Below are 13027 nucleotides of genomic sequence, written 5' to 3' on the forward strand. Positions count from 1 at the left end.
CTTTATAAATACAGCCCCTCTACTCATATAGGTACATAACTTGCTGCTTTACCCTTTAAGTTTTTAAAAAAGGGATCTGTAATGTCTGTTAATACGTTTTATAACCTAACAGAGCAGCCTTGGGTTGTTATTGCTATTTGTTTAGTTTCTATAACTATAGCTTTGTTTTGTATCCGCTTTTTTATAATGTACTGGCTTAAAAAGTGGACCTCTCATACTAAGTTTATTTTTGACAGCTTATTTATAGAGTCAATTTCTAAACCGCTCACTCTTTGCACAATAATTGTGCTTCTCACCATTATAGAGCAAGGCCTTTTAATAAAAAATGAGTCTATAGCGCACTTTATTTCGTTTTCGACCATTAATATTATTTTGGGTTTAGTGGCCATTATTTTATTTTTTGACCGTTTTTTTATTGGCACTATTAATTACTACAGCAAAGAATCGGCGGTAATTTTTAATTCGCAAAGTATTATTAAAGGCGTTATTAGGGTTAGCGTTTTATCGGTTGGGATTTTAGTTTTAATGGGGACTTTAGGTATTTCTATTACACCTATTATTGCCTCATTGGGTATTACCTCGCTTGCTGTAGCACTCGCCCTGCAACCCACCCTTGAAAACTTTTTTTCGGGCGTACAGCTTGTTATAGATAAACCCATACGTGTGGGGGATTTTATTGAGCTTGAGTCAAAGGAGCAAGGCTTTGTAGAAAAAATTGGTTGGCGCTCTACGTGGGTTAAAATGCTGCCAAATAATATGATTATTATTCCTAATAGTCAGCTTTCTAAATCGCGTATTATTAATTACTTTTACCCCGAAAAAGAACTGAGCGTACCTGTTGATGTAAGCGTTCATTACAGCTCAGACTTAGAGTTTGTAGAACAAGTAACGCTTGAAGTTGCTCGCCAAGTACTAATTGACCATGAATGGGGTGTTGATGATTACAATACCTTTGTGGTTTATCACACCTTTGATAACTCAAGTATTAATTTTACCGTAATGCTGCGCGCAAAAGAGTACTTTAATCGATTTTGGGTTAAATCTGCTTTTATTAAAGCGCTGCATAAACGCTATAACCAAGAAGGTATTGTGATCCCCTTCCCTATTACAGCCATTAATACATCGCAAGAAGCGGCTAATTTTAATAACGCTGAACATTAAAAAACCGAGGTAAGCATGCGCCTACCTCGGTTTAATTATTTTACTACACGTATAGTTACGCGCTTTTATGCTGTGTAATAAAGCATAAGTAGCCGTTTACTTACGTGTTTTAAAATTTATAGGTTACTTGGCCTACTATTTCACGCGGGCTGCCCGGGAAGTGACCGTTGCGCTCACTAAAGCCACTTACTGCGTATTCTTTATCGAATAGATTATTGATATTTACGCTTAATAACACATCGTCAAAGCGCGTAGTCCAGCTCATATCAAATACAGTAAAGGGTTTAACTTTTTGGCCATCTTGGCTTATTTGCTCGCTTACGTAATTTGCGCCAAATGCAATAGACGAGTCGATGCTATCAAGCGCAAAACGCGACCATAAACCAGCTTGGTGGCGCGGGGCATTAGCAAAGCGAGAGCCATCACCGTAGGTGCTTGAAATAGTATCGCCCGTTACACCCTCAACAACCAGTGTATCGTTATATGCGTAGTTAGCAGTTAGCGTCCAGTGCTCGGTTAAATCGCCCACCAGCGTTGTTTCAAACCCACGGCTTTCTACCTCACCAATATTTAAAAGTGCTGCAATGCCATCACCCGCGCCAGTGTCGTCAGGGTTGCTCATTACTACGTTTTCTTTATTAATTTGGTAAATAGCAAAGGTGCTCATAATTTTGCCATTAAGCCATTTGTTTTTCATACCAATTTCGGTTTGTTTACCGGTTTCTGGCGTTAAGTTGCCCTCGCCTTCTACATCTTCTTGGTCACCCGATGATGCTGGGTTAAAGCTTTCTGAGTAGTTTATGTATACCGATGTGTTTTCAACGGGTTGGTATGTAACAGCCACGCGCGGGGTTATATCGTTATCTGAGTAACTGTAACCGGTTTCTTTGTTTAGCTCTTTAAAATAATCGTAACGCAGGCCGGCAATCACGGTCCATTGCTCGTTAATGCTTACAACATCTTGTACGTATAGGCCAAAACGGTCAGTATCAACACCATCGCGGTTCATGTCGGTAAGGTTATAAGTACTTGGGTCGGTTTCGCCGTAATTTAAGTCAAATATGTTTAAGTTAGCCACGCCGTCCGCTTCATAACGGGCGCGTAAGTAATCGTACTCGGTATCGACTATGTGGTAGTCGCCACCAAACAATACTTGGTGTGCTAATTGGCCTTGCTCAAAGCTATAAACAAAGTCGGTGGTTAAGCTTGTTTCTTCGTTTGCGCGGTATTGATTACGGTATTCGCGTTTAATGGTTTCGTCATCAATGTTTGCTTCACCATCGCCGTTTACATCTACCCAGCTTTGCGACTCATGGTAGGCTTGGTCGCGTTCGTTATCCATGTAACGCAGCGTGCTACTTACCGAAAAATCATCATTAAAGTAATGCTTTAGCTCGGCTTGCAGCACTAACGCTTCCATGTTTTGGTAGTCAAATGCTTCGTTTGCGTTGTAACTTGGGTCAACTAAAAAATTACCGTTGTCATCTACCGGTACACCACGTAAACGGTTACCGCCTAAGTCTTGTTTGATGTAGTCAACACTTGTGGTTAGTGTGGTTGAATCTGTTAAATCAAATAATAAACCACCGGTAAACTCGGTGTTTTTTGAATCTGCATTATTACGAAAGCTGTCTTGCTCCTCGTAATAACCACCTACACGATACGCCATGGTGTCGGTTAAACCGCCGGTCATATCAAGTGATGCACCACGTGTGTCGTAATTGCCAAGCGTTAGCTTTAGCTCTTTGCTTTGCGTGTACGAAGGCTTTTTAATCACATAGTTGATCATACCGCCTGGCTCACCACCACCATATAACGCAGAGGCTGGGCCTTTTAATACTTCTACACGCGCTACATTAAATAATTGCGGTACACCAAAGCCCGAGTACGGATCGCCACGTACGCCATCGTAAAATACATTGGCATCGTCTCTAAAACCACGAAAAGTAACGCCTGAATAACTGTACTCACTTACCCCTGCTATTGAGCGGTATAAATCGGTAATGTCGCGCGCGGCTTGGTCAATAATAAGTTGCTCGGTTAATACCTGCGCAGATTGCGGTAATTTAATAAGATCTAAATCCGTTTTAGTACCAATTTTACTTTCGGTTTCTAGGTAAAACTGCTGAGCGCGGCCTGTTACTTCTATTTTTTCAATATCGTTATTTTGCTCGGCAAATGCCACATTAGAAAAAGCAGAAAAAGACGCAGCAATACTAAGCGCCAAGTATTTTTGGTTAAACATGTTGATCCTGAAAAGAGGTGTATAAAACACCGCGAATGATAACGACTATCATTAACATGTGCAATGTAAATAATTTCATATTCATCCTTATTTTTCGAATGAAGAGTATTTAAGCAACACACTAAATTGGCAGCTCAGCTATGAATAAATTAATTAGCATTACTGGAATACACAATTGATATAATATAACATACTCAAAATTGTAATTTAGTAAGATTATTAAATGATAAATAAACTGCCCGTCACAGTGTTATCAGGTTTTTTGGGGGCTGGTAAAACCACTGTACTTAGCCATATTCTTAATAACAGACAAGGTAAAAAAGTCGCCGTTATAGTAAACGATATGAGCGATATAAATATCGATGCAGCCACTATTAAAAGTGGTGTATCGCTCAATCACAGTAACGAAAAACTAGTCGAAATGAGCAACGGTTGTATTTGCTGCACCCTACGAGAAGATTTACTTGTTGAAGTGGGCAAACTTGCCAAAGATGGGCGTTTTGATTACCTCGTTATTGAATCAACCGGTATATCTGAACCCCTCCCAGTTGCCGAAACATTCACCTTTGCCGACGAAAACGGGGTTTCACTTGGTGATGTTGCCACCCTCGATACCATGGTAACAGTGGTTGACGCGGTTAACTTTTTAAACGACTACGAACAAGCAAATGATTTACAAGATACCGGCGAATCATTAGGAGAAGACGACGAGCGAAGCGTAGCCGACTTACTTGTTGACCAAGTTGAATTTGCCGATGTTATTTTAATTAGTAAAACTGATTTAATTACAAACGATGAATTAAATAGACTCACTGCCATTTTAAATACGCTCAATACTCAAGCTAACATTATTCCTATTTCAAACGGCCATATTAATATTAACGAAGTGCTAAACACCGGTTTATTTAATTTTGAACGTGCCCAACAAGCACCGGGTTGGCTTAAAGAAATGCGTGGTGAACATATTCCCGAAACCGAAGAGTATGGTATTAGCAGCTTTAATTACACTGCGCGCCGCCCATTTGACCCAGAAAAGTTTTATAACTTTTTGCACAATACCGAGCAATTTGGCAAGCTCATTCGTTCTAAAGGGTATTTTTGGTTAGCAACGCGCCCTTTATTTTGCGCGCAGTGGAGCCAAGCTGGCGGTATAGCTCATTACGGGTTTGCAGGTATGTTTTATAAAGCAATACCTAAAAAAGACTGGCCCACAGACCCCGAACTACTTGCTGATATAAACAGTAAATGGGTAGAGCCCTTTGGTGATATGCGCCAAGAGCTTGTTTTTATTGGTCAGTCGTTAGATAAAAAAGCCATGATTAAAGCGCTTGATGACTGCCTTCTCCCGGCAGATGCCGTACTTAAAGGTAAAGACTTTTGGAGAACCTATAACGACCCGTTTCCTATTTGGGAGGAAGAGTAATGAATGCCCTAGCCCCAATAACTGCGCAAATAAAGCCTGCGGAACCGCTGTACCGAAAAGCAGCTAAAGAGTGTGACGCCAATGTATTGCCACAAATTTATAACCAAGACACTAACATTGTTATTTGGCAAAGAGACCTTGAGCAAACATTAACAAATGCAGTTAATACACTCATTAGTGCAAATGCTTTAAAGCCACTTGAACTTGCGGTATCGCCCGATGATGCATTTGATCAATTAATAAAAGCGCTTAAGCCAGAAGATAATAACCGCGATGAAGTTAAAGCTCTGTGTGAAGATATCGCACTGTTGGTTGAAATGTTTTGCTGCCTGTTTGATTTAAAACGCGCCGGTTTAAGGCTAAAAATATTAGATAAACCTATGTGCCCGCGTTTTCATGTAGACAAAATTCCGTGCCGGCTAGTTACTACCTATCAAGGTGTTGCTACGCAGTGGTTAAATCACAGCGATGTAAACCGCTCAAAGCTAGGTACTGGTAATTTAGGTAAACCCGATGAAGAGTCTGGTTTATTTAAAAGCCTAAATAATATTAATCAACTCCAGCAAGGCGATGTTGCCCTGCTTAAAGGCGAGTACTGGGATGAAAACGAAGGTGCAGGGCTTGTTCATCGCTCACCCCCGGTGGCTGAAAACGAGCAACGCTTATTACTTACGCTCGATTTTATCTAAAATTTGTTGTGGTGATAAACGCTAAGCTAATGCGCGTTTATCACCCTAGCGATTACTTCGTACAAACCTTGTGTGCTTACAGGTTTAGATACAAAGTCATCCATACCTACACTTAAACAGCGCTGTTTATCATCTTCGTAGGCATTAGCGGTAATTGCAATAATGGGCACATGTGCCTTAGTGTTTACTTCGTTAGCACGTATGGTTTGGGTACATTCGTAACCATCCATATTTGGCATTTGGCAGTCCATTAAAATTAAGTCAAAGGTATTACCCTTAAGCACTTTTAACGCTTCAATTCCATCGTTAGCCATTGTAAGTTGTACATGAGTTGGCTCTAACATTTTTGCAATTACTTGGCGGTTTATGGGGTTATCTTCCACTAAGAGTAATTTTTTGCTACCAAGGTTAGGTACTGATTGCGACTGTACTGCGGCTGTGTGCTTTATAAACTCAGCTTTAGGCGCATTAATGTAAAACTTAAGCATGCTGCCTTTACCGGGCTGACTATTTAAAGATATTTCACCCTGCATTTTTTTAATTAACCCTTGGCTAATGGCCAAACCAAGCCCGGTACCACCGTATTTACGTGCAACACCTACATCAGCTTGTGTAAACTCGCTAAACAATAACGATTGCTGATCTTTTGCTATGCCTATACCGCTATCAGACACACTTACAAATAACTGCTGGCCACTGTAATCAAACGATAAACGTACAAACCCGCGCTCAGTAAACTTATACGCGTTAGATAATAAATTAATAATTACTTGGTTTAAGCGTAAATCATCTACGTTAATACAATCTGGCAAGGTGTTACTGCACTGAACTATAAACTGCACGTCGTCAGAGCTTACAATGGGTGAAAACAACGATTTAATATTTTCGATAAAAGGCGCTAAATTTGTAGGACGCGGGCTAATTTGCATTGCATTAGCCTCAATTTTAGAAAAATCTAAAATATCGTTTAAGATTTTCAATAAATTTTGAGCACTTTTTTGTTGCGTATCTAAAAGATCTCTTTGCTCGTCGGTTAACGAACTATCACGCAGCAATACCTCACCCATGCCCAAAATACCGTTCATTGGGGTGCGTAGTTCATGACTCATATTTGCTAAAAACTGCGATTTAGCCACATTAGCTAAATTAGCACGCTCTACTGCTTGCTTAAGCTTATTGGTTTGCTCAGCAACTTGTTTTTCTAGCTGCTGGTTAAACTCACTGAGTTGTTTGTTTAGGTCTTGGTTTTTTATATTTGACGCTTGCAGGTTTTCTATTGAATGCTGCAGCGCAGTGGCGAGCATTTCAAACTGCTGCTGAAGTTGCAGTACTTCTTGCCAACTTGAATCTGTATTAAAAGTCTGTTTTTTTGATTTATTAAAGCTTTGCATTAAATTAGTTAAACCACTGATTGGCTGCACTAATAAATTTGCAAGTTGGCGTACAAACAGTACCACCATAATAATTAGCATAGCGCCTAACAAAATACTTGGCAGCCAGGCTTTGGCTACAGCCATACTCAAATGTTTACGATTATAAAAAGTGATTACTTGCCATTTGCTCTGCGGATTAACATATTTAGAGCTATGGTAAACCTCGTTATTATTGGAACGAAATAAATTTTTATCGCCCATATTACGCGCATTAAAACCATCTTCGTTAAAGTCGGTTAATATTTTAAACTGCTCAAGCGAGCTAAAAACCACTTTTTGTTTATCATCCAGTACAACTAATTCGCCAGTGTTTTCAAATAAATTAGGAATAAACTGCTCTAATCGTCCAAGCTTTAACGACCCCTCTACTACGCCGTAAAACTCACCATCACGATAAATAGGTGCAGACAGCGCAACAATGGCTTCATTGCCAAGCCCTCGCCCTTGAAACACACCACTGCTATAACCAAGAGGATATTGCTTAGCCTGATTAAAGTACTCGCGATCAGTAACATTACGCTGCGCCTTAGTTAACCCCGCTATAAGGTTATTAGGCGACGTTATTTCGACGTAGCCGCTAGGGTTTGCATACAAGCTTGTAGCAAACCCTGGAAATAGATTCATTAGCCTTTTTAACTGCTGCTCACTATCTGTGCCCGCGCTTATGGCGTCGCTACTCATTACAATGGCATTTTTATGAAACGTTAAATAATCACTTAATTGAGTGCTTATATATTTGGCTTTTTCTTCAAGCTGGGCGTCTACCTCATACTCTAACCGAGAGTGGTGATCGTTCACTAAAATTACACTGGTAAGCAGTATAACCAATATAATAATAACGCTTACAACATAGCTAAGAATGCGAGCAAGAGGCCTGCCCTGATAGGCACGGCTGGCGTGGGGTACAAATACACTAAATAAATCAACTAAAGCTAAGCTAATTAACGCATTTATGAGGTACTTTGATATTGCAACAACTAGCGTTAACCATGGCAGACCAATAAGAAACTGCCCTATTCCCCAAATTATAGGTAAACCAACTAACAGCCAAAAAACAGTACCAAGAGGGAGTATGGGTTTAGAGCGGCGTAAACAAAAAGTGTAAAGCCAAAAAAGCTCGAGTAAATAAACAATACTCGGCCAGCAATGCCCCCACCTATAAAGTAAAAAGCCAGATACGATCGCAAGGCTTAAGCACGCATAACGCAGCCCAATAAACACTAAGCTACATAATACAAATACTTGCCCAAATAAAAACTCAGAACTGTCGAAAAAATATAACGGCGAGAGGTTAACTAAACCACCTAGCAACCCTAATAAAACAGCGAGTGTCCACTTACTTCTTTGAGGCATTAAACCAACCTTGGGGCACTTTGTTAACACGCAGTGTTAAATTAATATAATTGCTACATTATTGCGTACAAGTTAAAAGTTGTCTAGCGAGAAAAGGAGCCGGAAACTATTAGGTATTATGGATTAATTTAGTGAAAAAACATAAATATTAAGGAGTTAGAGATATACACCCAAATGAGGAATTTGGGTGGCAGTCTTACCAGCCACATCTCGGCACACACGTCACAAACTGTGGCTGCTCCCTTCCGGGCCTGACCAGGTTCGCCTGCTAGTGTTGCGAGAGGACCAATAAGACTACCATTGAGGGCCTTGGTTGGCGCGGGAGGGATTATCTCTACTTTTACTGTGTTATTCAAGGGATAATCAAAAAAGAAAGTGCGATTGCATACTTCATATACAATCGCGGCATATTTAGCTGTTTTAGTGCGTATTAATTGCTCTCTAACTGCACTTTTATATTGCGAAGTGCTGCTTTTACTTTTTTCATGTTTTCTGGGCCCATGCGTAAAAGTTGTTTTTGTGCAGCAGGAAGTTGCTCCCATTCAGAAAATGCATACTGATAAGTAACCGAGTCACGTAGTAACGGCAAGTCACCTTCAGGTTCTGGCGTATCGAGTAATAAATCGATAGCATCTTCCAGCGTTTGATTAAACTCATCATCACCGTAGCCAATTTCACTGTAAGCATTATTTATAAGTGGTTTATATTCTTCGTACATACGCACAGCTTGTGCTGCACTCATACTTGTAAAAACTTTTACATAAGGGGTGTAACGCTCGTAGCTATTAGGGTCGATTGTTAAAATGTCACCTTCGTTAACACTAAACTCTTCTTCTGGCTTAACTACTGGTGTGTGCTTTTTAGCAATTTTACCTTTGGCTATGTTATCTATAAATACAACGCCACGGCGAATTACGTCGTCGGTTACCATTAGGCTCATTACTGAATCACTTAGGTATTCGTCGATTTTTGCTACTACTACGTCGTCACTTTCATCAAGCGTTGGTAGTGGCTCTACTTCAGGCTCTGGCTCAACTGGGCGCTGTGCTGGCACTTCTAGGTTTTCTGGTTTTTCTGGCATAACCGATGGTGCATCAACAACAGGGTCGTTTTCTGGTTTAAGCTCCATCATTGGCTGCTCTTTTGGTGCTTGCTCTACCTCTGTGCGTTTTTGTGGCTCGTCACTTGGTTTTAAAAGTACAAATGCGGCAGCACACACCACAATAATTAAAATAATAACGGCGAATAAAAAGTTGTTATTAGGCGGACGTTTTTGAACATCTGACGCTTCTGGTTTATCTGACATACAAACTCCATAAAAATTAAAATGCATTATCACTCAGAGTGCTCTGAATGGAAAAAATTCATTATGAGTAAAAACTATTACTGTAACTATTTTAGCTTACAAATATAAATGTAAGCTTACTATACGTAGTAACTCAGTTATCCTTTGATTCTTCTAGCTTAAAGACTTACAGTTAATAAATAAAGTAAAGACGTTGAACAGTTTAAACACCAATATGAAAATCAAGCAAGTCGATCCAGAAAAACCAAAAATTGCTCTGTTATTAACAGGGGGTGGCGCACGAGCTGCTTATCAAGTGGGTGTTTTAAAAGCCCTTGCGCATAGTATGCCACGTACTGCTCCTTTGCCGTTTAGAGTAATAAATGGCACTTCAGCTGGAGCAATTAACTCAGCCGCTTTAGCGTGTTATGCCTCTTGTGCGCATTTAGCTGTGCGTAAACTTGAGTCGGTTTGGAAAAACTTTTCGACCTCTATGGTGTATAAAAGCGACTTTTTAAGTGTATTTGGCCATATTGCACGTAATATTTTAACCAGCTTTCAGTCAGAGCATATAAACCATCCTCCTGCGAGCTTATTAAATAATCGCCCTTTGCGAGGGCTGTTAAACGAAATTTTAGATTTACACCGAATTGAGCGTAATTTACACCGTAATTACCTAGATGCATTGTCGATTACGGCCTCTAGTTACACGACCGGCGATTCTGTGGCGTTTTTTCAGTCAAACACACAAACATCGTGGCAGCGTGCTAAGCGCGAAGGCCAAGCAACGCGTATTAATGTAGAGCATTTAATGGCCTCAAGCGCAATTCCTATGGTGTTTCCTAGTGTGAATATTTATAACCATTATTTTGGTGATGGCTCAATACATCAGCTTTCGCCTTTAAGCCCATCTATTCATTTAGGTGCAGAGAAAATATTTATTATTGGTGTCGATCAACCTAAAGAGCTTCATCCTCCGGGGTATTCTCCTCATTACCCGGGCCTTTCGGCTGTTGCTGGGCATTTACTCGATAGTGTTTTTACCGACACCATGCAATCGGATTTAGAGCGTTTAGACCGTATTAATCGCACTTTAGGGCTACTACCCGCTCGCGATAAACACCAAGAGCTTAAGCAAATTGATACGTTTGTAATTAATCCATCGCAAAACTTTAATGCCATTGCCGCGCAATATTACAACGACATGCCATGGGCTATTAAAGTACTACTGCGTACAATCGGTGTTAAAAAGCATTCACAATCGAGTTTAACTAGCTATCTATTATTTGAAAAACGCTACACCCAGCATTTAATGCAAATAGGCTTTGAAGACGGTATGAAAAAATTACCGGAGATACGCAAGTTTTTAGAACTAGATTAAGCCTAAACAGACACGTTATTCTATTCCATCGAGCAGGTAGTGCTCTACCCGCTCTACCCTCCTTGGTTTACCTTGTAGTACGAGTACATCGTTAGCGTAAAGCGTTGTTTGCTCATCGGGCGTATCTATTTCTTGCCCTTCTCTGCGCAGTGCTTTAACTATTACTCGGCGTTTAGCTAAATTTAACTCTTCTATAACTTTATTAACTGCAAAGGCTTGCGGCGGTAGTGCAACCACATGTAAATATTCTAAACGGTCAGTTGAGGTTTCTTCACTGTCTTTAAAGTAGCCCGCGTAAAAGCTTTGCATTAACGGGTAACGGTTTCTACGTTCTTTACTCACTCGGCGTACAATGCGTGTCATGGGTACGCCCGACATAGATAAAACATGCGAGACAAGCATTAAGCTCGCCTCTAGTGACTCAGGTACAACTTCTGTTACACCTAACTCTTTTAAGTAATCTAGCTGGCTGTCGTCACGGGTTCTTATCAGTATTTTTACATTGGGGGCGAGCTGTTTTATGGCATCTATAACTACTTGTGCGTGCTCAAGCTCTGTAAAGGTAATAATAACTAAACGCGCACGTTCTACGCCTGCACATTTTAAAATATCTTTTTGCTTAACATAGCCAAAGATTACAGGCTCACCAGCGGCTTTACCTTCTTGAACCAAAATAGGGTTACTTTCTATTGCTACGTAATCTATGGCCTCGGGCTTTAAAAACCGCGCTATAGTTTGCCCAACCCGAGAAAAACCACAGATCACAACGTGATCGTTATACAGCGTACTGCTTTGTGGCACACTTTCTGTGGCCATACTTGGGTGCTCTAAAATGCCTAATTTGTTTAAAATAAAGGGCGTTTTATCAATTAAAAATGGCGTTATTGCCATAGATAACACGCCAAGTGCAATTAAAAACGAAGCCTGTTCAGAGCTTAATAACTGGTGCTGCCCAGCAAGGGCAATTAACACAAAGCCAAACTCTCCCATTTGCCAAAGCATAATGCCACACGCTAAGGAGTCTTGGTTTCGCTCATGCATAAGCCGTGCACTAAGCGCAACCACGGTAATTTTTAATATTAATAAGCCAAGTAAGGCACCAATAATAAGTAAACTGTGGTTAAGTACAAATAAAATGTCGAGCTGCATACCAACGGTTACAAAAAACAGCCCCATTAAAATATCGCGAAATGGTCTTATATCGGCTTCTAATTGGTGCCTGTAATGGCTCTCGCCTAACATCATACCCGCTAAAAAAGCCCCTAAGGCCATAGATAGGCCAAACATATAAGTTAATAACCCAGCAAACAGTGCAACCAAAATAGTTGTTAATACAAACAGTTCATCGGTACGTACCTGGGCTATTTCGTTAAATACTTTGGGTAACACCCATTTACCAATTGCCCACAATAAAACACATACAAATGCCCCTTTAGTTAAAGCAAAGGCTAATGCCCAGCCAATACTTTGCGAGCCACTTGAGGCAAACAACGGAAGAATAATAAGTAAAGGGACTACAGCTATATCTTGAAACAGCAACACACCTACGGCAAGTTGCCCGCGGCGTTGGTTTAATTCACCGGTTTCTTTTAATAGCTTTACCACTACAGCCGTTGAAGACAGGGCCATTATTGTGCCAATGGTAAAACTGGTAAGTAAGGAGAAGTCTAAACAATATAAAATTATAATGAAGAGTAAGCTGGTAACCCCCACTTGCAAGGAGCCAAGCCCAAATACGAGGTTACGCATTGCCATTAGCCGAGAAATAGAAAACTCTAATCCCAGACTAAATAATAAAAATACAATTCCTAACTCTGCTACAAATTCAATTTCATGCGATTGAGCAAGCCAACCAATACCATGGCTGCCCGCTAAAACACCCGTAGCTAAGTACGCTAAAATTGGTGGCAACCCTATGCGCTTAAAAAACCACACAAAAAGCACTGCCGCTACTAACAAGCCAAAAATTTGAGCGTTTATACTTTGCAAATTTGGGCTCCGGCGTCAATTAAACTAAGGAATGTACTCTAAATATAGCAACCATATGTTTATCAAGC

The 13027-nt window shown here is 40.3% G+C and carries 8 protein-coding genes and 1 other RNA gene; 4 read left to right on the forward strand and 5 right to left on the reverse strand.

Translation table 11 applies throughout. The annotated features are described in order from the left end of the window. Positions 1–81 precede the first annotated feature (81 nt). Positions 82–1161, forward strand: coding sequence for a mechanosensitive ion channel family protein (locus ATS74_RS07800; protein WP_058548351.1), 1080 nt, complete (start codon positions 82–84; stop codon positions 1159–1161). A gap of 109 nt (positions 1162–1270) precedes the next feature. Here the strand turns inward: ATS74_RS07800 and ATS74_RS07805 are convergent, their stop codons facing one another. After that, positions 1271–3406 carry a TonB-dependent siderophore receptor gene (locus ATS74_RS07805; protein WP_058548352.1) on the reverse strand — a complete coding sequence of 712 codons (2136 nt, stop codon included), beginning with the start codon at positions 3404–3406 and terminating at the stop codon, positions 1271–1273. Positions 3407–3629: 223 nt separating this feature from the next. On the opposite strand from ATS74_RS07805, the gene zigA reads away from it, so the two are divergent. Beyond that, positions 3630–4829: a zinc metallochaperone GTPase ZigA gene (gene zigA / locus ATS74_RS07810; protein WP_058548353.1), complete on the forward strand. Its 1200-nt coding sequence runs from the start codon at positions 3630–3632 to the stop codon at positions 4827–4829. After that, positions 4829–5518: a DUF1826 domain-containing protein gene (locus tag ATS74_RS07815; protein WP_058548354.1), complete on the forward strand. Its 690-nt coding sequence runs from the start codon at positions 4829–4831 to the stop codon at positions 5516–5518. The genes zigA and ATS74_RS07815 overlap by 1 nt, the downstream gene beginning before the upstream one ends. A gap of 26 nt (positions 5519–5544) precedes the next feature. On the opposite strand, the gene ATS74_RS07820 is transcribed toward ATS74_RS07815, so the two are convergent. From ATS74_RS07820 to ATS74_RS07825, 3 genes are all read right to left on the reverse strand, one after another. Next, the gene (locus tag ATS74_RS07820) at positions 5545–8304 is read right to left on the reverse strand and encodes a response regulator (protein ID WP_058548355.1); all 2760 of its coding nucleotides are present in this window, start codon (positions 8302–8304) and stop codon (positions 5545–5547) included. A gap of 194 nt (positions 8305–8498) precedes the next feature. Further along, positions 8499–8595, reverse strand: an RNA gene (gene ffs, locus ATS74_RS19675) — signal recognition particle sRNA small type. A 139-nt stretch (positions 8596–8734) separates the two neighbouring features. Further along, on the reverse strand, positions 8735–9610 hold the full coding sequence (locus ATS74_RS07825; protein WP_058548356.1) for a DUF3014 domain-containing protein: 876 nt from the start codon (positions 9608–9610) through the stop codon (positions 8735–8737). A gap of 214 nt (positions 9611–9824) precedes the next feature. On the opposite strand from ATS74_RS07825, the gene ATS74_RS07830 reads away from it, so the two are divergent. Further along, on the forward strand, positions 9825–10970 hold the full coding sequence (locus ATS74_RS07830; RefSeq protein ID WP_058548357.1) for a patatin-like phospholipase family protein: 1146 nt from the start codon (positions 9825–9827) through the stop codon (positions 10968–10970). Between the two features lie 15 nt (positions 10971–10985). On the opposite strand, the gene ATS74_RS07835 is transcribed toward ATS74_RS07830, so the two are convergent. Then, positions 10986–12959, reverse strand: a complete 1974-nt coding sequence (locus ATS74_RS07835; RefSeq protein ID WP_058548358.1) for a monovalent cation:proton antiporter-2 (CPA2) family protein — start codon at positions 12957–12959, stop codon at positions 10986–10988. Positions 12960–13027: the final 68 nt, after the last annotated feature.

This window comes from Pseudoalteromonas sp. H103, from assembly GCF_001469205.1.
Classification (GTDB): Bacteria; Pseudomonadota; Gammaproteobacteria; order Enterobacterales; family Alteromonadaceae; genus Pseudoalteromonas; species Pseudoalteromonas carrageenovora.

Coding starts and splice junctions, on each gene's coding strand:
- ATS74_RS07800 (WP_058548351.1), top strand. CDS start 82: ATGTCTGTTAATACGTTTTATAACCTAACAGAGCAGCCTTGGGTTGTT.
- ATS74_RS07805 (WP_058548352.1), bottom strand. CDS start 3,406: ATGTTTAACCAAAAATACTTGGCGCTTAGTATTGCTGCGTCTTTTTCT.
- zigA (WP_058548353.1), top strand. CDS start 3,630: ATGATAAATAAACTGCCCGTCACAGTGTTATCAGGTTTTTTGGGGGCT.
- ATS74_RS07815 (WP_058548354.1), top strand. CDS start 4,829: ATGAATGCCCTAGCCCCAATAACTGCGCAAATAAAGCCTGCGGAACCG.
- ATS74_RS07820 (WP_058548355.1), bottom strand. CDS start 8,304: ATGCCTCAAAGAAGTAAGTGGACACTCGCTGTTTTATTAGGGTTGCTA.
- ATS74_RS07825 (WP_058548356.1), bottom strand. CDS start 9,610: ATGTCAGATAAACCAGAAGCGTCAGATGTTCAAAAACGTCCGCCTAAT.
- ATS74_RS07830 (WP_058548357.1), top strand. CDS start 9,825: ATGAAAATCAAGCAAGTCGATCCAGAAAAACCAAAAATTGCTCTGTTA.